Origin of the sequence: Bacillus aerolatus, assembly GCF_009183655.1 — a bacterium.
Lineage (GTDB): Bacteria > Bacillota > Bacilli > Bacillales > Domibacillaceae > Pseudobacillus > Pseudobacillus aerolatus.
In genome coordinates this window covers 187,896-209,286 of the sequence record NZ_WEIO01000001.1, presented here as the reverse complement: position 1 = coordinate 209,286, position 21,391 = coordinate 187,896, and the positions used below count along the sequence as shown (strand labels likewise).

At 42.3% G+C, this 21,391-nt stretch carries 22 protein-coding genes; 7 read left to right on the top strand and 15 right to left on the bottom strand.

Going from position 1 to position 21,391, the window contains the following annotated elements; all coding sequences use genetic code 11:
• Positions 1-19 precede the first annotated feature (19 nt).
• On the bottom strand, positions 20-1,105 hold the full coding sequence (comGA, locus tag F9802_RS01095; protein WP_152149303.1) for a competence type IV pilus ATPase ComGA: 1,086 nt from the start codon (positions 1,103-1,105) through the stop codon (positions 20-22).
• A 405-nt stretch (positions 1,106-1,510) separates the two neighbouring features.
• On the opposite strand from comGA, the gene F9802_RS01090 reads away from it, so the two are divergent.
• Positions 1,511-1,753: a DUF2626 domain-containing protein gene (locus F9802_RS01090; RefSeq protein ID WP_152149302.1), complete on the top strand. Its 243-nt coding sequence runs from the start codon at positions 1,511-1,513 to the stop codon at positions 1,751-1,753.
• A 94-nt stretch (positions 1,754-1,847) separates the two neighbouring features.
• Here the strand turns inward: F9802_RS01090 and F9802_RS01085 are convergent, their stop codons facing one another.
• Positions 1,848-2,480 carry an MBL fold metallo-hydrolase gene (locus F9802_RS01085; RefSeq protein ID WP_152149301.1) on the bottom strand — a complete coding sequence of 211 codons (633 nt, stop codon included), beginning with the start codon at positions 2,478-2,480 and terminating at the stop codon, positions 1,848-1,850.
• 189 nt (positions 2,481-2,669) lie between these two features.
• On the opposite strand from F9802_RS01085, the gene F9802_RS01080 reads away from it, so the two are divergent.
• The gene (locus tag F9802_RS01080) at positions 2,670-2,843 is read left to right on the top strand and encodes a DUF2759 domain-containing protein (protein ID WP_152149300.1); all 174 of its coding nucleotides are present in this window, start codon (positions 2,670-2,672) and stop codon (positions 2,841-2,843) included.
• A gap of 251 nt (positions 2,844-3,094) precedes the next feature.
• Here F9802_RS01080 and F9802_RS01075 read toward each other — a convergent pair whose 3' ends face one another.
• The 5 genes from F9802_RS01075 to rpmG all read right to left on the bottom strand — a co-directional run bounded on the left by F9802_RS01075 (position 3,095) and on the right by rpmG (position 7,590).
• Positions 3,095-4,960 carry an LTA synthase family protein gene (locus tag F9802_RS01075; RefSeq protein ID WP_152149299.1) on the bottom strand — a complete coding sequence of 622 codons (1,866 nt, stop codon included), beginning with the start codon at positions 4,958-4,960 and terminating at the stop codon, positions 3,095-3,097.
• Positions 4,961-5,226: 266 nt separating this feature from the next.
• The gene (locus F9802_RS01070) at positions 5,227-5,433 is read right to left on the bottom strand and encodes a YqgQ family protein (RefSeq protein WP_152149298.1); all 207 of its coding nucleotides are present in this window, start codon (positions 5,431-5,433) and stop codon (positions 5,227-5,229) included.
• A gap of 98 nt (positions 5,434-5,531) precedes the next feature.
• Positions 5,532-6,731 (bottom strand): rhomboid family intramembrane serine protease, encoded by a 1,200-nt coding sequence (locus F9802_RS01065; RefSeq protein WP_225435088.1) that lies wholly within the window; start codon positions 6,729-6,731, stop codon positions 5,532-5,534.
• 59 nt (positions 6,732-6,790) lie between these two features.
• Positions 6,791-7,363 (bottom strand): 5-formyltetrahydrofolate cyclo-ligase, encoded by a 573-nt coding sequence (locus F9802_RS01060; RefSeq protein WP_225435087.1) that lies wholly within the window; start codon positions 7,361-7,363, stop codon positions 6,791-6,793.
• A 77-nt stretch (positions 7,364-7,440) separates the two neighbouring features.
• Positions 7,441-7,590, bottom strand: coding sequence for a 50S ribosomal protein L33 (gene rpmG, locus F9802_RS01055; protein WP_152149296.1), 150 nt, complete (start codon positions 7,588-7,590; stop codon positions 7,441-7,443).
• A gap of 218 nt (positions 7,591-7,808) precedes the next feature.
• Between rpmG and F9802_RS01050 the strand changes: the two genes are divergently transcribed.
• Both F9802_RS01050 and F9802_RS01045 read left to right on the top strand, forming a co-directional pair.
• Positions 7,809-8,186, top strand: coding sequence for a hypothetical protein (locus F9802_RS01050; RefSeq protein ID WP_152149295.1), 378 nt, complete (start codon positions 7,809-7,811; stop codon positions 8,184-8,186).
• A gap of 4 nt (positions 8,187-8,190) precedes the next feature.
• A complete protein-coding gene (locus tag F9802_RS01045; RefSeq protein ID WP_152149294.1) occupies positions 8,191-8,670 on the top strand; it encodes an endolytic transglycosylase MltG in 480 nt (159 codons plus the stop codon).
• Positions 8,671-8,811: 141 nt separating this feature from the next.
• Here the strand turns inward: F9802_RS01045 and pstB are convergent, their stop codons facing one another.
• The 8 genes from pstB to F9802_RS01005 all read right to left on the bottom strand — a co-directional run bounded on the left by pstB (position 8,812) and on the right by F9802_RS01005 (position 18,734).
• Positions 8,812-9,627, bottom strand: coding sequence for a phosphate ABC transporter ATP-binding protein PstB (pstB, locus tag F9802_RS01040; RefSeq protein ID WP_152149293.1), 816 nt, complete (start codon positions 9,625-9,627; stop codon positions 8,812-8,814).
• Between the two features lie 33 nt (positions 9,628-9,660).
• Positions 9,661-10,551 carry a phosphate ABC transporter permease PstA gene (gene pstA, locus F9802_RS01035; protein ID WP_152149292.1) on the bottom strand — a complete coding sequence of 297 codons (891 nt, stop codon included), beginning with the start codon at positions 10,549-10,551 and terminating at the stop codon, positions 9,661-9,663.
• A complete protein-coding gene (gene pstC, locus F9802_RS01030; protein ID WP_404799134.1) occupies positions 10,551-11,498 on the bottom strand; it encodes a phosphate ABC transporter permease subunit PstC in 948 nt (315 codons plus the stop codon). The genes pstA and pstC overlap by 1 nt, the downstream gene beginning before the upstream one ends.
• A 74-nt stretch (positions 11,499-11,572) precedes the next feature.
• Positions 11,573-12,535: a PstS family phosphate ABC transporter substrate-binding protein gene (locus F9802_RS01025; RefSeq protein WP_152149290.1), complete on the bottom strand. Its 963-nt coding sequence runs from the start codon at positions 12,533-12,535 to the stop codon at positions 11,573-11,575.
• Between the two features lie 154 nt (positions 12,536-12,689).
• A complete protein-coding gene (locus tag F9802_RS01020; protein ID WP_225435182.1) occupies positions 12,690-14,813 on the bottom strand; it encodes a peptidoglycan D,D-transpeptidase FtsI family protein in 2,124 nt (707 codons plus the stop codon).
• A gap of 147 nt (positions 14,814-14,960) precedes the next feature.
• Positions 14,961-16,190, bottom strand: coding sequence for an MFS transporter (locus F9802_RS01015; protein WP_225435181.1), 1,230 nt, complete (start codon positions 16,188-16,190; stop codon positions 14,961-14,963).
• A 103-nt stretch (positions 16,191-16,293) separates the two neighbouring features.
• Complete coding sequence (sodA, locus tag F9802_RS01010; protein ID WP_152149289.1) at positions 16,294-16,902, bottom strand: superoxide dismutase SodA; 609 nt, start codon at positions 16,900-16,902, stop codon at positions 16,294-16,296.
• Positions 16,903-17,096: 194 nt separating this feature from the next.
• The gene (locus F9802_RS01005; protein ID WP_191991722.1) at positions 17,097-18,734 is read right to left on the bottom strand and encodes a Na/Pi cotransporter family protein; all 1,638 of its coding nucleotides are present in this window, start codon (positions 18,732-18,734) and stop codon (positions 17,097-17,099) included.
• A gap of 223 nt (positions 18,735-18,957) precedes the next feature.
• On the opposite strand from F9802_RS01005, the gene F9802_RS01000 reads away from it, so the two are divergent.
• From F9802_RS01000 to ispG, 3 genes are all read left to right on the top strand, one after another.
• Entirely contained in the window at positions 18,958-19,746 is a 789-nt protein-coding gene (locus tag F9802_RS01000; RefSeq protein WP_152149287.1) for a DUF1189 domain-containing protein, read from the top strand.
• A gap of 70 nt (positions 19,747-19,816) precedes the next feature.
• Entirely contained in the window at positions 19,817-20,152 is a 336-nt protein-coding gene (locus F9802_RS00995; protein ID WP_152149286.1) for a LysM peptidoglycan-binding domain-containing protein, read from the top strand.
• Positions 20,153-20,264: 112 nt separating this feature from the next.
• A complete protein-coding gene (gene ispG, locus F9802_RS00990) occupies positions 20,265-21,362 on the top strand; it encodes a flavodoxin-dependent (E)-4-hydroxy-3-methylbut-2-enyl-diphosphate synthase (protein WP_191991747.1) in 1,098 nt (365 codons plus the stop codon).
• Positions 21,363-21,391 lie beyond the last annotated feature (29 nt).

Sequence of the window (21,391 nt, the reverse complement as noted above, 5' to 3'; positions counted from 1 at the left end):
CCCCAGCCTGAAAACAAATTCACCTTGATATTTGCCCGCTTTTTTCTTCTTCAAATACCCAGCGATCATATTCATTTTGAGAGAGATATCCAAGGGCGATCCCCTTTCTTAACAAATGTTTTAACAATGGATAATGGTAGGCGCTTTCTTCACCTTTCGCTTCATTCAACACCGCGTGTAAGTCAGTGCCGTGTAAAATTTCATAAACAGTCGCTTGTTTTCGCTTTTTCCCCGAACGGCAATGAGGAGAGCAGACGGCACCGCATTGCGGACATAAGAGATTGACGAGACGCTGAGCGGTTACGCCGACAAGCGTCTGTTGGATTTCATGCCATTTTAAGCCGAATTCAAGCAGGCGGAATACAGCGCCTTTTGCGTCCCGTGTATGGAGAGTTGTTAATACAAGATGTCCTGTTAATGCAGCCCGCACCGCAATTCTCGCCGTTTCCTCATCGCGAATTTCTCCCACCATAATGACATCAGGATCATGTCGCAAGATTGCTTTTAATCCGACAGAATACGTTACCCCTGCTTTTTCATTGACTTGCACTTGCAGCCACTGATCATTTTGTTTTTCAACGGGGTCTTCGAGAGTGATCACATTTCGGCCGTGTTTGCTGGCACTATGCTGTATTAGAGAATAAAGAGTTGTTGTTTTACCGCTGCCTGTAGGACCCGTGAAGATAATAAGTCCATGGGCATGCGACAAGAGAGCAAGGAGTTTCTTAGCAGAGTTTGGGAACAAGGAAAGCTGAAGCAAATCAAGGACACCTTGCTGAGGAAGCAGACGAATGACGAGGCTTTCTTTCGAGAGAGCTGTGGGCAAAGTAGAAATCCGCAAAGAAATTAAAAAACCGGAGACTTCAAGCTGAAACGAACCACTTTGTGGCTTTCTTTTTTCACCGATATCCAATGAAGACATAAATTTAAAGTGAGAAATCAACCTTTCTCCTTCACGCAATGAAAATTCACAATGGGGGATTAACTGACCTTGAGAGCGGATTTGAACAGCATAACCGTGCTTGCGGGGGATAAAGTGGATATCTGTGGAGTCGAGCGTGAGCGCTTCCTGAAGCAATTCCTCAACCGTTTCTTCAATAACCATTCTTCTATATTTCACCACCTTTCAACTAAGCTACCTAACACTATTCGCCGCCATTCCTGTAATTCCTCCCCCATATGCAAATTTTTTATATAAAAATGGACAAAATCGTTTATACTACGACAGAAACACATTGGACGAACAAAAACGCAAGTGCCTTGATCAGCCCCGACAAGAACAAGACGATTTGTTCCTTACCTTTTTGATAGGCTTGTGACCCCGAGGGGCTAGGGGCAAAAAAGCGGAAGGCGCTCGTCTTTGACTTTGACGTGCTTAAATAGGAGCTAAATGATAGAATAGAGATATCACGCAATCGTCACAAAGTGAGCAAAAGTTATATTTACAATTCCATGATCGTTCCATTATAATAATATATTGATGGAGTGATGAATAAAGGAGGGATACATAATGGATCGCATGTTCCGCGTATTAGCATTCTGGACTGGAATCTTTGCTGTCATGTTTTATCTTGGCGATATGAATAAAACTGCACTGCTCTTCCTCGGCCAGACAGGATTCTTCTTAATTTTAGGTTATTTAAATTTAACTGAACGTATGTATATGTATATTTTCGCAGCGTACTTAACTGTATTCTTTGCAGGATACACGTACTGGACTACCTTTATGGTAACTCCTGGAGCAGGCCATTAATTGATGGCTCTGCCAGCCGGCCCATTAATGGCCGGCTTTTTTTAGTTAAATAAGCAAAAAGGCTGTCTCTTTACATAAGACAGCCTTTTTGCCTTTAAAAACCGTTTAAAAATGGATTGCGCTCCATTTCTTCCCCAATAGTCGTCGCTGGTCCGTGGCCAGGCAGAACAATGACTTCTTCCGGCAATGTTAATAAATGTTCATGAATGCTGTTAAGCAGCTGTTCGTGATTGCCGCCCTGCAAGTCAGTGCGTCCGATACTTCCCATAAATAATGTATCGCCGGCAAAAACAGCATTTCCTTCTTCAAAAAAATATGAGACACTGCCAGGCGAATGCCCCGGTGTGTGAAATAATTGAAAAGAGAAATCCCCTATTGTTAATGATGTTTCATCCGTTAAGAGGTGATCAGCCGGCCGGCCGCTTATTTTTCCTAATTGAAAACGTTCGGAACCATTTAAAGTTGGGTCTACGAGCCAGTCCTGCTCTTCTTTATGTAAATAAACAGGAGCATCAAATGAGTTCCTCACTTGTTCAACTGCACCGATATGATCAAAATGGGCATGTGTCAGTAAAATAGCGAGCGGCTTCAAACCGTTTTCTTTCAGCCATTCAACGAGCCTCTCTCCATCTGCTCCAGGATCAAACACGATACACTCTTTTGTTTTATTGGATAATATGTAACAATTCGTTTGCAGCGGGCCTAATGGCAATTGCGTCCAATTCATTTTGTCTTCCCACACCTTTCCTGTTAACTACCTTTATCGTACCAGTGAATCTTGTCTTTTTAAAGAACAATGACTTTTCAACTCGACAAATGCAAAAAAAAACTATAAAATAGTGATGGATATGTACTGATTTTACATAATTATCTCCGATTCAATTGATATCGAGTGATTTAAGAAAGGGGTTTGACTATGAACGGCTTAGTAATTATCTTCGCTCTTGTGACTATTCTTGCCGTGTTCAGCACGTTGAGCGCTTTAAAAAACAAGAATGCTTTAGGTATTGTTTTCGGAATTGGGACACTAGGAGTCATTGGCTGGTTCACAATTATGACCGTTATTAACTCAGGGTACCCTGGCGTCTGATTCACTTCCCAGACATAAACCTCCGCTGCTATGCAGCAGAGGTTTTTTTATTTTCTCAGACGTTCGTGCAGCCCGTAAAAACTATCAAGTTTTTAACTAACTAAACAAAGCGCAAGCACCTTGATCAGCCTCGACAAGCACAAGGCGAGGGGCTGGAAGCCGATCCAAAACCCTCAAAGTTCCCCCTGCAAATCTATAATTTCCTAGACAACAAAAAAAGCCTGCTGTTCGGCAGGCTTTTTTTGTTCGTTTTACTTTTTCGCTGCATCCGGATCGTAGAAGCGAAGCAAATCGCCGTAAATAATCCGATCCGAGTAATTCAATTCAGTTGCCGCTTTTTCCATATACGGCACACAATAATTTTTATCTGTTGGCTGTTCTGTGGCTTTATCCCAGCACTTATTATCTGCATATACATAATCTTTTGTGACGAAGCGGCCGTCACGGAATACAGCTAAGTTTTTATGATCTTCAGACAACAAATCTTGTCCGAGCTGTAAATCATCTTTCGTATTAATGCCGAGCAAGTGAAGAAGCGTCGGACGAACATCTACTTGGCCGCCTACACTGTCAATGACTTTGCCTTTCACACCGGGAATGTGAATCATAAATGGCACTTTTTGCAATTGAGTTGAAACAAATGGCGTCACTTCTTTGCCTAAATACTGGCTCATCGCCTCATTATGGTTTTCAGAAATTCCGTAATGGTCCCCGTAAAGAACAATAACTGAATCTTCATAGAGCCCGGAAGCCTTTAAATCTTCAACGAATTTCTTCAACGCTTCGTCCGTATAGCGCACCGTCACGAAATAACGATTGAGCGTGCCGCTCTTAGAAGTAAATTCATCAATAAACTTATCTTCCTCATCATAATAGAAAGGATGATGATTCGTTAATGTAATCATTTTTGAGTAGAACGGTTTCGGCATGTCTTTCATGTGCTGTACTGACTGTTCGAAAAACGGGACGTCTTTCATTCCCCAGTTCACACTGTTGTCTTCATTCACATCGTAATCGCCTACTTCATAGAAGCGCTCATATCCTAAAGATTTATACATAATATCGCGGTTCCAGAAGCTTTTATTATTCGCATGCATAGCATTTGAGAAATAGCCGTTTTCATTTAATCTCTCGGCCATGGAGTTGAATTCGTTGCCTGAGTGAGTGAAGAAAACCGATCCGCGGCTCAACGGGTAAAGGGAATTTTCTACAAGAAACTCGGCATCAGATGTTTTACCTTGCCCCGTTTGATGGTAAAAGTTATTAAAATATAAACTTTCTTTTGCAAACTGATTCATAAACGGCGTAATTTCTTGGCCATTTACTTTGTTGTTTATCACAAACTCTTGCGTGGATTCCACAGATACAACAATTAAATTTTTGCCTTTAGCCACTCCAAATAAAGAATCGTTTGGTTTGGCATAATTCGCATCTGAATAGTTTTCAATATCGGCCAGTTCGCTTCCGTCAGCAAGTGCACGCTGGGCGGATGATTTCGATTGTAAAATCACATCGTAAATATGATAGTTGAAAGTACCAATATTTTTCACGAGCATCTCACGGTCAAATGTTCTCGTTAAAAGCTGTGGACGCTCAATTTCAGCCAGTCCGAGATTCAAAAAGAACATCGCAGCCGCTGCGAGAAAATAAGCGCGGCGGTTCATTTTCGCCATCGAACGGAAAGCAATAAATTTCGGCTTTACTTTTAAAACAACAGCTAATAAAATGAGATCCGCAAAATAGAAAATATCATACCATTTGAACTCTTCGGTGACACTGTTGCCCAAATCTGCAAAGTTGCTTGTCTGGAACAATAGCGGCATCGTGATGAAATCATTGAAAAAACGATAGAAAACTACGTTCGCATAAAGCAAGAATGTAAGTAAGAAACCTGTGATCATCAGATAACGGTTTCTGCCTTTATCGCTTTTAAAGAACGTGCTGACTCCCATCACGAGCATGATGAAGCTCAATGGGTTTATAAACAGAATAAACGCCTGTAATGTATTTTCAATTTCAATATTAAAGCTCGTTTGATAGACAATATACGTTTTAATCCATAAGAACAAAACGACAACAGCGATTAAAGAAACATTGTTGCGTAAGGTTCCTTTCATTAAATTACCTCCTTCATACAAACCGTACAGCTCAAGCCTTTCAGTTAAGCCACTGTAAAAACATCATAGCTAATCTTAATACTTTTTTTACAAAAAAGCAAACGAGAGAAAACAAAGATTTTGTAGAATGGTAGATTGACGGTTGAATTTTCCCTATTTAAAATTATACGAATAACAAAGAAAAAAGTTTCACTTTAGTGATTAAAAAAAGCGAATGGATAAGTATTCTTCACTTATCCATTCGCTCGTTTTTTGTCGATTTTTTATTAGCGGGCTTTCTTCTCTTCTTCATGTCGCCGCTCCTGCCGTAAGATCAGCAGTGCCTGCTGGAATTCCTTCGCTTCCAATAATTGTGACTGATACACATCTTTCAGTTCTGCTTCCATTAATTCTAAATCCGCAAGACGGTCGCCCACATAAACGAAAACGCCATACCGCTTCAACAGCTGCTGTACATCCCACATAGTTTTCATTTTACTCAACCGGCTCCCTTACAACGATTTTCCGTTAAGTATAAGTGAATTCTCTACAATCGACAAGTGGCCAGCCAACACAAGCCTGCTCGAGCAGCTTATCCTAAAAAACCGACGTATAAACCGCCAGCTGACAGCAAAACAGCTGCGAAAAAGAAAGCAAGCTGCATAAATGATTTTTTTTTGGCCGGAAAATGGACAGCTCCCGTGGCTAAAAATCCGCCAATTAAGCCGCCAATGTGGCCAGCGTTATCAATTCCCGGCACTGAGAAGCCGAACACGAGATTAATTAAAATGACAATAATTACATTCATGCCCATTGTACGAAAAAACAAGCGCGGATAAATGAAGCCGAAGTAGAGCAAAGCGCCAAAGCAGCCAAAAATCGCCCCACTTGCTCCGGCAGACAAGCTTGAATTCAACGCAAAGCTGGCTAATGTCCCGGCGAAGCCTGAAAATAAATAAATGAACAGAAAACGGGAACGGCCAAAAATCCGTTCTACCGCTGTACCGAGAAAATACAAGGCAAATGTGTTCATAAGCAGATGCAAAAAGCCTATATGTAAAAAGACAGGCGTGAGAAAACGCCACCACTCCCCTTCAAGGATGAGCGGATTGAACTTTGCCCCAAAGCGAATTAAATTCGCTGCATCCGTGCTGCCGCCGCTCAGTTCCAATAATAAGAACACAACGACCTGGGCAGCTATGAACATATATGAAAAAAAAGGAGTAGAAAAATGGAACACCTTTTTGTCTTCTTCACTTCTTTTTATCGAATGGGCAAAAGCAGCCCGCCGGTAAGCCGCCGTTTCTTCTTCCGATCCTTCTTCAAGAAAAGCAAGATCCATCCCTCCAGCAAACAAACGTCCGAAAAAATCTGCCGCTTGATCCAATTGCCCGTGGGCAAACAAAACGGAAGTCACTTTTGTCCGCTTTCCTTTTGAAAAATAAAAAGGTTCCTTTATATAAGACTCGTATTCATCGATCGGCGGATAAGGAGACAAGTACAAATTAATAACTGTCAGCTCCCGCTTGCCTAACTGTTTGCGTATGTTTTCTCCTGCTGTTGCCACTTGTTCGATATCACGGCGCATCCGGCTGCCCCAATCGAGTTCGCTGTGAATCATTCGGATAATCTGCGCCGATTTATTCGACAAGTTTTCAAATAAAATTTCCTGGCGGTTCTCATATGCTTGGACAATTTGATAATCCTGTTCCACTACTAAAAAATACGCCAGCTTCCAGAACAAATGATTTTCGTAAGAGGCCATTTCATCACTGCCTTTATTCGTTTTCATTCTTTGTTAACTATAGCGAAAAGAAAAAGCGGCTGTAAAGTAAGTCGTATTAGTATGACTCAAAACGGCGGTCTGCAAACGATCCGTTCATTTTCTGTAATTACCTGTGCTACCGGCAAATCATGAGGGTCCTTTGGTATCGTCTCCAATAACTGCTGCGAAAAAGCGAGTGCAGCTGTTCCTCCTTTATACCCCATCAAAAAGCGGTCGTAATAGCCGCCGCCAAACCCTAATCGACTGCCCGAGCGGCTAAACGCAAGCCCGGGAACGAGGATCAAGTCCATTTGCCCACGTTCCACGAGGCGGGTGCACGATGGATCAGGTTCATACAAGCCGGAGTAAACCGTCTCCAGTTCGGTAAATGCCGTTAGTTCATAAAAGTTCATACCTCTTGATGCCGGCACACACTTCGGTACAACCATTGTTTTGCCTTCTGCCCATCCTTGGCGGATAATTTGCCATGTGTCCACTTCAGGAGCATTGGAAACAGTCACCGCTACTGTCTGCGCTTTTTTCCATTCTTCAAGCGAAAATAGGCGCCGGGCAATTCGAAAAGAAAACTGTTCATATTGGAGTTTACTCATATTTGCCAATTGTTCTTTCACTTGGCGCCTCACGAAATGTTTATCCACAGGAAGACATCCTCCATTCATTAACTATTCAAACTTTTCTTTATATAAAAAAACAGCAGGAAATAAATCCCTGCTGCTTACTTTGTTTCACGGTGTGCAGTAACACGTTTTTCTCTAGAACAGAATTTTTTCAGTTCAAGACGATCAGGATTGTTACGCTTGTTTTTAGTAGAGATATAATTACGATCACCGCACTCAGTGCATGCTAAAGTGATGTTTACGCGCATCTTTTTTTCCCTCCAAACTTTTCAATACATTTGTATCTTGTTTACGACTTTTTTATAATAGCACTTTTTTTCCACAAATGCTAGTCTGATTTTACTGTTCCATGGCTTAATAAAGAACTTCTTGTCTTTTTCTATCCGCGCTCTGCCCCTCACTATGAATGTTCGGCTTGAATGTGCTATAACTAACACTATAATGAACATTGAGGTGAATAAATAAGATGAATGGACTAATCATTGGACTGGCTGCCGCAGGAGCCGTATTTTTTCTGCTTTCTTTCTTCTTAAAAGATCGCTCTCGCCAGCTGGAAAAAGATGTGGAAGAGCTATCTATGCAATTCTTGCAGGAGACGTACCAATTAAAGAAAAAAGTAAAAGTGTTAGAAGAAGAATTGCTGATCGGGCCTTCTATCAGTACCGCCCAAAAAGCTGCCCCCTCCACGGAAGCGGTCGCGGGTATAAATGAAATTCTTAAAAATCAAGTCATTTCCCTTTACTATCAGGGAACAAAACTAGAAGATATCGCGAAACAATCCTCTCTTTCTCTGCCACAAGTCCGCCAGGTTTTAGCACCTTATTTAATTGAGAGGAAAGGGTGATTAGATGAATAAACAAACGATGAGGGCCTTTGCGTTCGGTCTTTTCGCCGCATCACTCGCCCTGTTCATTTATAAGGAGTCTCCCGATTCTTCACAGCTAACAGAAAAAGATATGATAGAAAAATTGGAAGAACAGCAGTATACAGTATGGACAGCTGTTGAGGCGGCTAAACAACAGCAGGAAAAAGAGCAGCTGCAGCAAGAGTTGAACCGTTTAACAAACCAAGAAAAAAAGGCAGCCGCAAAAGATGCAGCAAAAAAAACAACAGACACCAAAAAGTCCTACAACATCAAAATTGAGCCTGGCATGTCTTCTTCCGAAATAGGTCGGCTCCTTGAAGAAGCACGCATGATTGAAAACAGCGAAATACTCAATTTATATTTAACGGAAAACGGCTATGCCGAAAAACTCCAAGTCGGTGAACATACGATTCACCCGTCGATGACAATGAAAGAAATGGCCGTTGTGTTAACGACGAAATAGAGGCAGCCCAGTGGGATGCCTCTATTTTTTGTTCGCCCGGCCGCTCGAGGCCAAAAGTCTGCCAGCTGTGGCGGCTGGAATACTGTCCCCTTGCTGTCAACCGTTTGCTTGTCGTCCCGGGACAGTCGATTCCGCTTTTCTTTAGCCAAATCGTCCTGTAATGTAATCCTCCGTACGATTGTCTGCCGGATTGTTAAAAATCGTATACGTATCATCATATTCTACTACTTCCCCGTTCAGGAAGAAAGCTGTTTTGTCTGAAATACGGGAAGCTTGTTGCATGTTATGCGTCACAATAATAATAGAATATTTTTCTTTTAAATCTCGAATCAATTCTTCCACTTTTAATGTCGATACTGGATCGAGCGCTGATGTTGGTTCATCCATCAACAGGACATCCGGTTCAAGAGCCAGACAGCGGGCAATACAGAGCCGCTGCTGCTGGCCGCCAGATAACCCGTAAGCTGGTTCGTGAATTCTATCCTTTACTTCGTCCCAAATGGCAGCCTGGCGCAGACTTTTCTCTACTGTTTCATGAATGATTTTTTTATTTTTAATCCCGTGAATTCTTAGTCCAAACGCAATATTTTCAAAGATTGATTTTGGGAATGGATTAGGCTTTTGGAACACCATACCGACTCTTGTACGCAGTTCCTCTACATGAAATTCTTTGTTAAAAATGTTTCTTCCCCGGTACTCAATTACCCCTGACGTTTTGACGTTAGGGACAAGGTCTACCATGCGGTTTAACGTTTTAATATAAGTTGATTTTCCGCATCCTGAAGGTCCGATAATTGCTGTCACTTCTCTTTCCTTCATATCAAGATTAATATTTTTAAGCGCATGGTGATTACCATACCACAAATTGCAGTCTTTTGTAGTGTAAACCGAGCGGCGTTCAACAGACGGTTGTTTACTAGTTTTATCTGGTTGTTTCTTAAAGGCCACTAATGCCATTTCATTTCCTCCTCATTTATCTTCTTCCGTTGATTAATACTTCTTCTCATAGCGGTTGCGGATCCACACGGCGACTGAGTTCATCAAGATTAAAATAACAAGCAAGACGATGATTCCAGCTGCTGCGAGGAAATGGAACTCCTCTTGTGGTCTGCTCGTCCAGTTGTAAATCTGCATTGGCAATGCAGTAAACGGATCGAACACACTTTTTGGCAAGAAAGCAACGAATGCTGGAATGCCAATAACAACTAACGGAGCCGTCTCTCCAATTGCCCGTGAAAAAGCAAGGATGCTTCCCGTTAATATCCCGGCCAATGCAGATGGCAACACAACCCGTAAGATCGTTTGCCATTTCGTGGCTCCAAGACCATAGGACGCTTCCCGTAACTCTTTCGGCACTGCCCGGACCGCTTCCTGAGAAGCAACAATAATTACAGGAAGAATGAGCAGGCTCATAGTCAAACCGGCAGCCAAGACGCTATTTCCAAGAAAAAGCACCCTTACAAAAATGGTTAATCCCAATAAACCGAAAACAACGGATGGAACGCCTGCAAGATTGGAAATATTCATTTGAATCAAGCGGGTGATCCGGTTTTGTTTCGCGTATTCTTCCAAATAAATGGCTGTACCTACACCAAGCAATAAGGAAACAGGAACAACAACGGCCATCATCCAGAGCGTCCCGATCACAGCAGCTTTAATGCCCGCCTGTTCAGGACGTCTCGAAGCAAAATTTTGAAGAAAATCCCATGAAAGATGGGCAGCACCTTGTGAGAAAATTCGGGCAAGAAGCACAACTAACAGAACGAAAGTGAAAACAGCAGCAAAGAAAAACAGCCCTTTGTACAATTTGTTCTTTAAAAGACGGACCGGAATCTTCTTAATCATTTCGTCTGTACGGATACTTTTCTGTGCATTTTCCATTAGTACTCCTCCCTGAACCTTCTAGAAATTCGCTGCGCCAGCATGTTCATGGCGAGTGTGAAAAGAAACAGCGTAAAGCCTACTGCATAAATACTATAGTAAATCGTTGTGCCAAACCCGGCATCACCCGTGCTGACTTGGACAATGTATGATGTCATCGTCTGCAGTGATGCGGTCAAATCCAATGAAGCGGTTGGTGTTGATCCTCCAGCAATGGAAACGATCATCGTTTCACCGATTGCACGGGAAATCGCCAGTACAATAGAAGCTGTGATTCCTGATAACGCAGCAGGGAAAGCTACCCTCCAAGTCATTTCCCACTTAGTCGCCCCGAGCGCTAATGCGCCGTGACGCATAGAATCAGGCACAGAAGACAGCGCATCTTCCGAAAGAGACACGATCATTGGAATGATCATCATGCCAACAACAATTCCAGGACTGATCGCATTGAACATTTCTAATGAAGGAAACATTGTTCGAAGCATAGGCGTAACAAATGTTAAGGCAAAGAAGCCATATACAATGGTCGGTACACCTGCCAACACCTCTAAAACGGGCTTCATTAATTTCCTCACTGTTTCGGGTGCGTATTCACTTAAATAAATGGCAACGGCAAGACCGATTGGAACAGCAGTTAATGAAGCAATTAAAGTGATTTTTAATGTTCCAACAAACAAAGGTAAGATGCCATATGAGGCGGCACTCTCAGAGAATGGATACCATTCTTTTGCCGTCAAAAATTCAGTTAATGATATTTCTTTAAAGAAGGTAAACGTTTCAACAATTAATGTAATGACGATTCCAGCCGTTGTCATGACAGAAACAGCTGCCATTAAAAAGAGGAGGATCGGAATCACTTTTTCTCCTCTGCCCAGAAAGCCGCTTTTATATTTTTTTTCAAGCAAGCTCTTGAGCGGACTATTTTGTTTATCATTCGTTTTCAAAATGAAAACTCCTTTCAACCCCCGCACAAGCGGGTATATATTCTCTATCCCGCTTGTACTATCATCTGCTTTTCAGATTATTTCTTTAAACCTTCTAATGTTTCAAGCTGCTTTTTGTATTCTTCATCTGGAAGTTTCACATAACCAACTTCTTCTGACAATGCACCAGCGTTATCAAGAGTAAATTTCAAATAATCATAAACAGCTTCGTCTTCTGCTACTGCTTTATTAGAAGCATACATGAATAGTGGTCTTGACAATGGGGCGTATTCGCCGCTTTCGATTGTTTCATTCGTCGGTTCAACCGCACCTTTTCCACCATCAATTGGAACAACTTTTAATTTATCTTTATTTTCTAGGTAGTAAGCATATCCAAAGTATCCAATTCCCTGCTTCTCTCCTGTTACTCCTTGCACAAGTACGTTATCGTCTTCAGACAGTACAGCTGCTTTATCGATCTGTGCATCTTCAAGAATTACTTCATTAAAGTAATCATACGTCCCTGAGTCTGTTCCCGGAGAATAGAGCTTGATTTCTTCTTCCGGCCATCCTTCACGAATATCGGACCATTTTTTCGCTTTGCCATTATCAACCCAGATTTTTTTAAGCTCTTCAATTGTCAGGCTGTCCACCCAATCATTATCTTTATTTACAACAACGGAAAGACCGTCATAAGCAAGTTGGAATTCTGTGAAATCGACACCTTTTTCTTCTAGAGCCGCTTTTTCTTCATCTTTAATCGGGCGGGATGCGTTGCTCATTTGTGTTTCACCGGCAATAAATTTCTCAAATCCGCCGCCTGTTCCTGAGTAGCCGACAGTTACCTTAACATCCGGCTGTTCCATCATATACTCTTCTGAAACAGCTTCCATGATCGGAAAAACAGTAGAAGAGCCGTCGATCTGAATGTTTCCTTGCATTTGTTTGTTTTCTTCCGCCGATTGTTCAGCTTTCCCTTCGCCCCCGGTATCGCTGCATGCCCCAAGCAACAGAGCCGTGCTCATCATTGCCACACCTGTTAACACTTTTACTCTTTTCATTCTGTTCTCCCCCTGCCAACTCGTAAGTTTTGTTTTTCTTTACAGTTAACAGATTAACGGACAACTGTTAAAAGGGTTTTAATAAATTGTTAACGTTTTGTAAATCGTCATTTTTCCACATAAAAAGCAGCCGGCATCATTTGCCGGCTGCTTTTTATTCTTCTTCTTCGTCTTTCGCACTTTCTTTTAATCGAATATCTTTTTCAATGATCACTTCAGACGTTTCTTCTTTTGCTTTTTGCTCTTTTAATTCAAAATATTTATCTAGTATTTTTCGGCCGATGTTATTATTAATCGGCGCTGAATTAGCACTATGCTGATACGCCCACGGAACGACAACGGAAAAAGCTACTTCCGGGTTGTCATAAGGCGCATAGCCGACGAGTGTGACGTTCCATGTCATGGGCAGCTCTTGCCCTTTTTCTAAATACTGTTCCCTCTTCGGTCCGTCATACACGCCTTCTGCCGTACCGGTTTTAACGGCCGGTTGATAAGCAGCACTCTGAAAATACTTTTTAGCTGTGCCTTGGGAGCCGTTCGCGACCATCCGAAACCCTTCTTGTACCCGCTGAATTTCACTCGGGCTTGCATCCAGACGATTTAACACTTCCGGCTGAATTTCTTCAACGATCGGCCCAATTTTACCCGTTTTCGCTATCGGCTGGCGAATTTCTTTGACGATATGCGGCTTCATTCGGTAGCCGCCGTTAGCAATAGTAGATACATATTGTGCCAGCTGCAACGGTGTATACGTATCAAACTGGCCAATCGCAAAGTCAAGCAGTAATCCAGACGTACTCGCTTCTCCCTGAAAACCAATTTGTTCATTCGGCAGATCAATACCTGTACGGACTCCGAGACCAAACTGGCTGAAATAGCGGCGCATCGTCGAAAATGCTTCCATATCAAGACTCAAACTTCTATTCGGCCGGTATTTCCCTTTTCCGATTTTAATAGCCGTTTTAAACATATATACGTTGGAAGAACGCATTAAGGCATACTGATCGTTAATGCCCATAGCACCGCCACGGTTAAACCAGGAACTCTTTGTGGGGGTCCCAGCAATTCTTAACGGTTCATCCACAATATATTCGCCTAGCTTATTAACCCCGGTCATATAACCCGTCAGAACGGTCGCCCCTTTGACGACTGATCCCATCGTATATGACGTCGTAATATTTCCAAGCGCAAAATCAAGCATTTCCGCTTTGCCGTTATTCACTTCGTATTTTTTGCCGGCAAGCGCCAGCACTTCACCTGTATTTGGATCTAGCATGGTGACAAATGCCCGGTCTAATAACGGGTGGCCCCCCCGCCGCTTCGCTTGTCCGAGTTCCTCTTCAATAATTTTTTCGACAGCAAGCTGCAAATCCATATCGATCGTCAAAACAAGATCATTTCCACGCTGCCCTTCCCGAATCACTTCAGAGTCCAGAATATTTCCGGCTTTATCAGTAATATTTTTCACTTTCGTTTTCTGACCGCGCAGCACTTCTTCATATTGATATTCAATATAACTTTTCCCGACCCGATCATTGCGGCTGTAATCCCTTGAAAGATAAAATTCCACCATTTCTTTCGGCAAGCCTTCACGAGAAGATGAAATATTCCCAAGCACCGTTTTCAGTGTGCCATCATAGGCATAAGCACGGTCCCAGTCAGTCGTTGTATTTACGCCTGGAAGAGAAGCCAGGTTTTCACTAACTACCGCATACTCGTCCTCTGTCACACCTTTATTCTTGACGACTTGCGGAGTCATCGCATAGCCGGCAGTAAACTCACGGTAAATCGCGAGCACTTCGAGTTCATCTTCTGTCAGCGTGCTTAAATCTTTTTCGGTGATCCGGTCGAGCTGCAGTTGATACAGCTCTTTCTCGGAAAGTTCATTTTCTTCGAACTTTGCCCATTCTTTATCGGTAATTTTCGCTTTTGCTTTTTCTTCATTATTCATTAGCCAAAAGTCTTTTTTATCGCGTTCTGTCACTTGGTCGGTTTCTTTTTTAATCAGCTTCGCAAGCTTTATTGCTGTTTTCATCATTTCTTCTTGTGAAGCACCTTTTTTACGCGTATATGTGATCGCGTTTTTCGGTACATTATCCACGACAACATGGCCGTCACGATCAAATATTTTCCCCCGTGGCACACTAGTATTTACTGTTACGTCTTCTGTTCGCTCGATTTTTCGCTGATAATCTTCTCCCTGGACAATTTGTACAATACCCAGCCTGAAAATTAAGATGGAAAAAAGCAAAAAGACAACGAAAAACATCATGTTCATCCGAAAAGGGACATGTGTCTTCTTTTTTCTCTTTGTTTTTTTCACCGTTCACTATCCTCTCTGTTAAAAACTATTTTTTGTCTACCCACTATTTTAAACAAGTTCCAACTTTTTTTCTACATAGAACTCCAAGAAAAAAGAGACTTCTCATTCATTGACCAAGTCTCTTGTATGCTTCATATTTACTTTTCTGATACAGAAGTAGATTAAACTGTGCCCTGCTCCCAGTATGAACAGAAGAACAGGAATACTTTCTTTTTCATCAAATAAAGTAATCGCACAAATGAATGCCAAAATAGAAACAATTCTGCCGGCGTTCAGAAAGATTTCTCTGACAACCATATATTCCACACGCTTCTCAGCCGCCTGTTTGCTCTGACCAATCACATCATACGTCATCGATGAATAAGGGACAAGCAAAAACGGATAGGCAGCAGCAATGACAGCTGCATAAATTAACAGCTTTGTAAATGTGAGGTCTGCCATAATGATAAACAAAGAAAGGAAAAGGACGAGACCGCCGGCGAAAATCACTTTCTTTCGGTATGGCTTTTTAACTAATTTAACAGCGAGTGAATAGCTGAAGAAAGAAACACCCGAGTAAACCAATCCATATGTACCAAGCGCCAATTCACTGCCGGTCGTTACAAACACAAAGACGGAAATAACGAAAACAAATACCCCTTCTCTCAATCCTTGAAAAAAATGAGCATTCAATATTCGTTTCCAATCATGATAAGTATGGCGCTCCTTCCATACAGCCAGCGGTTGAAAACGGCCGTGAGCCGGGCGCCGCTTAATAAACAAACTTATGAGGACAGCGATAAGGAAGCATCCAAGTGAAAGCCCGAACACAATGAAATAGCCGGTAGTGGAAGCAAAGCGGCTAATAATGAAACCGGCAAGCATTGGGCCAATCATGCCGCCAGCAGAAAACAACGATCCGAAAAATCCGTTAAAGAAGTCTCTCGTTTCCGGTTCAGTAATTTCAAAGGTCAATACGTTATAAGCAAGCCAGAAAAACCCATAGCCGATGCCAAGTAAAGCCCCAAGCAAAACAATCCAATTAGATGCCTGGCCTCCGATAAACAAAACAGTTAAGTAAAAAATGCTGAGAAACGCCACACCCATTCTCAAGACAATCACGCGGTCGACTTTTTTTGCACATCTGCCGGCCGCCCAAAATGCCAGCGGCTGAAAAATGACAGCCGTTAAATTATAAATGGCCAAATCAATGAATTGGCCTGACTGCTTCCACAAAAATATATTCACAAACGTATTAGACAACGCCACGCTCAGGGAATACAAACCGCCAATTAACAGCAGCAGCCCAAGATCTTTCGTCAATTCTAACTGTTGAAACCTCTTTCGAATGATCAACAAGATGCATCCCCCCTTCACCTTATATCGTTTGGAGAAAAGGGCAAAGTTATTCAAAAAAAAGGCGAGCCGTCAGCCAGGCCCGCCTTTCCTCATTTCATTATTTTGCTGCGTTATAGCGCTTAGCGACTTCATCCCAGTTTACCACATTCCAGAATGCATTGATGTAATCCGGACGGCGGTTTTGGTAGTTCAAGTAGTACGCATGCTCCCATACGTCCAATCCAAGAACTGGTGTTTTCCCTTCCATGATCGGGGAATCCTGGTTCGGTGTGCTTGTGATCTCAAGCTCTCCATTGTTCACGACAAGCCATGCCCAGCCGGAACCGAAACGTCCTGCACCAGATGCAGCAAATTCTTCTTTGAATTTATCCAGGCTGCCGAACTTGCTGTTGATCGCATCAGCTAGTTCACCTGTCGGTTCTCCGCCGCCATTTGGAGATAACAGCTGCCAGAATAAAGAATGGTTGGCATGTCCGCCGCCATTGTTGCGCACAGCTGTACGAACAGCTTCTGGAACTTCCTCAAGGTTAGCAATCACTTCTTCAACAGATTTGCTTGCCAGCTCGTCATGCCCTTGAAGTGCTTCATTTAATTTTGTTACGTATGTGTTGTGGTGCTTTGTGTGGTGGATATTCATTGTTTCTTTGTCGATATGAGGCTCCAGTGCGTCATATGCGTAAGGTAGTTCAGGTAATTGAAATGCCATAATAAATTCCTCCCTATGTATAATTTTTCGAAACTTCCAATTATAAGAGTAACAAAATTGAAAGTGCTAAGCAATAATAATGCCTACCACTCATAAAAAAAGAAAAACAACCGCTTCTCCTGAACTTTACAGAGGAAACGGTTGTTTTTACACGGCGCAAAAGATCGCCTAGCCTTTTGCTTTCTTCTTCATTTTTATTCTGCGTCTCTTATACCGAGAACAGCTTCAGCAATGTTAACCGCATGGTCGCCCATCCGCTCAAGGTTGCTGACGATGTCAACGAACACGATGCCCGCTTGACCGGTGCACAGACCCTCGTTCATTCGTAGAATGTGTTGTTTACGCAGTTTTCTTTCCATTTTATCGATTAATTCCTCTTTTTGTGTTACTTCTCTTGCTAAGTCCAAATCATTTTCATCCATTGCTTTTACCGCTTTATTGACTGCAGAAATTGTTAAATTAAACATTTCCTCTAAATCAGCCATCGCATTGTCCGTAATTTTCACTTTATTAGCTTGTTGATAATCGACGAGTTCAATGATATTTTCACAATGATCACCGATTCGCTCAATATCGCGGACTGCATCCATTAATGTGTTGTGCTTGTCCAGCTCTGCTGCTGAAAGCGATGTTCCTGATAAGCTGATTAAATAATCGGTAATTTTTCTATCAAGATTGTTCAAGGCATCTTCTATTTGAGTGGCCATATCAGCATGCTTTTGATGCTTTGTTTTTAAATACGTATGAGTTTCATCCATTCCTTTGACGGCGAACTGCCCCATGCGGATGACTTCTTCTTTTGCCTGACCAAGCGCAATCGAAGGAGACTGTTCAATAAAAATCGGATCGAGATGCTTCGCTTTATATTCAATAACTGTATCTTCACCCGGAATAAGTTTTGTCACGATCAGCGCAAGCACACCGACGAAAGGAAGCTGAATAATCGTATTCGTTACGTTAAACGTTCCGTGAGCAAAAGCGATGATCATTTTCGGTTCCAAACTTAATATGTCTGTTAAATAAAGAATAAACTGTGTGTACAACGGAAGAATGATTAAAAAAATCGTTGTTCCAATAACGTTAAACAATACGTGTGTGGCTGCTGCTCTTCTTGCTGCTACGGAAGCGCCGATCGAAGCAAGCACAGCCGTAATCGTTGTTCCGATGTTGTCACCGAAGAGAACTGGCAAAGCGGCATCCAAATCCAGCAGATTCTCTGCAAACAATCCTTGCAAAATCCCAATCGTTGCACTGGAACTTTGAACAATTACTGTAAATACAGTTCCAACTACTACCCCTAAAATAGGGCTTGCACTCATGCTTACCGTTAAGTCATGGAAAGCTTCCAAAGAACGCAAAGGCTTCATTCCATCACTCATTAACTCTAAACCATAAAACAAAGCACCAAACCCGAAGAAAATCATTCCGAGATTATGTACCTTTTTGCTTTTAAAGAAAAAGATGAAAACAGAACCGAGCGCTAAAATCGGCAGCGAATATGCGCCAATGTCAATTCCGATAATGAAAGCAGTTATGGTCGTACCGATATTTGCTCCCATGATCACACCAATCGCTTGTCTAAGCGTCATAAATCCCGCACTAACCAACCCAACCGTTATAACAGTTGTTGCGGAGCTGCTTTGAATTAAAACGGTGACGAGAACGCCTGCTAAAACCCCCATGAGAGGATTGGTCGTAAACCGGTCTAAAATATCACGCAAACGATCTCCTGCCGATTGCTGCAGACCATCCCCCATTAACTTTATTCCATATAAGAATATGCCAAGCCCGCCCAAAAACTGAAACAGCATTTCCTGGACATTAATCTCCATTATTCCATCTCCTAACCGTATGAATTCGACAAAACTTGCAAACCCTCTACAATTATTAATAAAACTTAAGGAATAAGTAAATGATCTAGACGAAAAATTTACAATCCATTAACATTAGCTCGCTTATATTACAATTGTGTTACAAATAAGATTGACCGCTTTTCCCTAAACTTGAAAATAAAAGAAACATCTGAATAAAATAAAGAGAAGGAGGATTTATTATATGTCTATTTTTCAGCAAGTATGGAAAAGCCTTTATTCCCCTAAAACGGTGGCTTTTTTTCGTTTTCAAGGAATAGGAAAAACCATTGCGTACATTTTTTTATTGATGCTTATCGCTTCTCTGCCCTTTATGATTCACTTCAGCCTTCTCGCAACGAGCGGGCTCGCTTCTTTTAAAGAAGCAGTGAAACATGATATCCCGCCTTTTACAATTGAAAACGGAGAACTGGTCTCTCCAGAAAACGAGACAAAGTGGATCAAAAAAGGGAAAACTGACATTGTTTTTGACCCGACTGGTACAGTGACGGCAGACGATTTAGCTGAAAAAGACCGGGCAATCGGCTTGTTAAAAGAAGAGCTTGCTTTGTCAGCCAACGGGCAGCTTCAATCCGTTTCTTATGCGCTTCCGGGAATGGCAGCTATTACAAAAGAAAAATTCATCACATATGCGGACTCGCTGCAATCTTATTTAATTATTATCTTGCCTGTTCTTTTCTTGATTTATTATTTATTTACAGCTTGTGCCGGTTTTATTAAAGTGTCTATTTTTGCTGCGGCCGGCATGTTGTTTAAACTAGCAACAGGCAGAAAATTATTATACCGGCAGAGCTGGCGGCTGGCAGCCTATGCGATGACGCCCGCGATCATCTTATTTTCCATTCTTTATTTGGCAGGTGTTGTTCTTCCGGCGAGCTTTCTTCTTGACTGGCTGATTACTGCTCTCATGCTTTTTCTCGCTGTCCGGGCCATCCCTCTGCCAAAATCCAAAAGACCACCGGCTGCTAAATAAATGGTCTCCACCTTTCTTTGCTGTCCTACTTTTCATGGACGAGCATATAGTGGTAAAAAGAGGTGGAGACATGAAAAATTTCTTGCTATTTATCGTTTTTATTCTTATTGCAGCCGGCCTCTGGAATGACCTATCAAATGGCTCCCTGCCTCATGCAGGAAATAGCCGCCAGCAGGAAGCGAAAGCAAAAAGCACGGAATTATCTGCCCCCGCCCTTCCCTATAAAGAAATGGAAGTAGGGAAAGGTGACACAGTTCTTTCCATTCTGGCCGCACTTCATGGCGGCAGACTCCCAGCTGATATTGAAACAGCTATAGCAGATTTTCAAGAATTAAACGGCGGCACGGCTCCTGACAGCATTCAGATTGGCGAAAATTATAAATTTCCGCTATATGAAGAAAGATAAATCTTTCTTTTCACTGCCATTTTCTTGTCAGATCCGCTCGATTACTGTTACAATTGATCATTGAAGAGCTTACTAATTAGAATAAAAAAGGAGCGAATCACTATTGAGTGAAATTATCCATCGTTCAAATACACGCCCGGTTAAAGTTGGAAATTTAACTATCGGCGGAAGCAATGAACTGTTTATTCAAAGTATGACAATGTCGAAGACACACGATGTCGAGGCGACTGTCAAAGAAATACACCGTCTCGAAGAAGCAGGCTGTCAAATTGTCCGTGTTGCGTGTCCCGATGAGCGTGCGGCAGATGCCATCGCCGATATAAAAAAACAAATTAATATTCCCTTAGTAGTGGATATACACTTTGACTATAAGCTCGCCTTAAAAGCCATTGAAGGCGGAGCAGATAAAATACGGATCAATCCGGGCAACATCGGCCGCCGTGAAAAAGTGGAAGCTGTCGTTAACGCGGCTAAAGCGAAAGGCATTCCGATTCGTATCGGCGTGAATGCCGGAAGCCTCGAACGCCGGATTTTAGAGAAATACGGCTACCCTACGGCAGATGGAATGGTGGAAAGCGCTCTGCATCACATCAAGATTTTAGAAGACCTTGATTTCCATGACATCATCGTCTCCATGAAAGCATCTGATGTGAACTTGGCGATCGAAGCATATGAAAAGGCAGCGAAAGCATTTGACTATCCTCTCCATCTCGGCATTACAGAGTCTGGTACCTTATTTGCCGGTACAGTCAAAAGCGCAGCGGGTCTTGGAGCAATTTTGAGCAGAGGCATCGGCAACACACTGCGCATTTCATTGAGCGCCGACCCCGTTGAGGAAGTCAAAGTGGCAAGAGAGTTGTTAAAATCTTTCGGCCTCTCTTCCAATGCAGCCACATTAATTTCCTGTCCGACATGCGGACGAATAGAAATAGACTTAATCAGTATTGCCAACGAAGTGGAAGAATACATTTCAACAATTAAAGCCCCGATTAAAGTGGCGGTGCTCGGCTGTGCAGTGAATGGTCCTGGTGAAGCCCGCGAAGCAGACATTGGTATTGCCGGCGCCCGTGGGGAAGGCTTGCTGTTCCGCAAAGGAAAAACCGTTCGTAAAGTACCAGAAGAAACAATGGTAGAAGAACTAAAAAAAGAAATTGACAAGATCGCAGAAGAATATTACAAGCAACAAGCAATTGAAGCCCAAAACGTCTAAAAGCCCGGCATATGCCGGGCTTTTTTTCT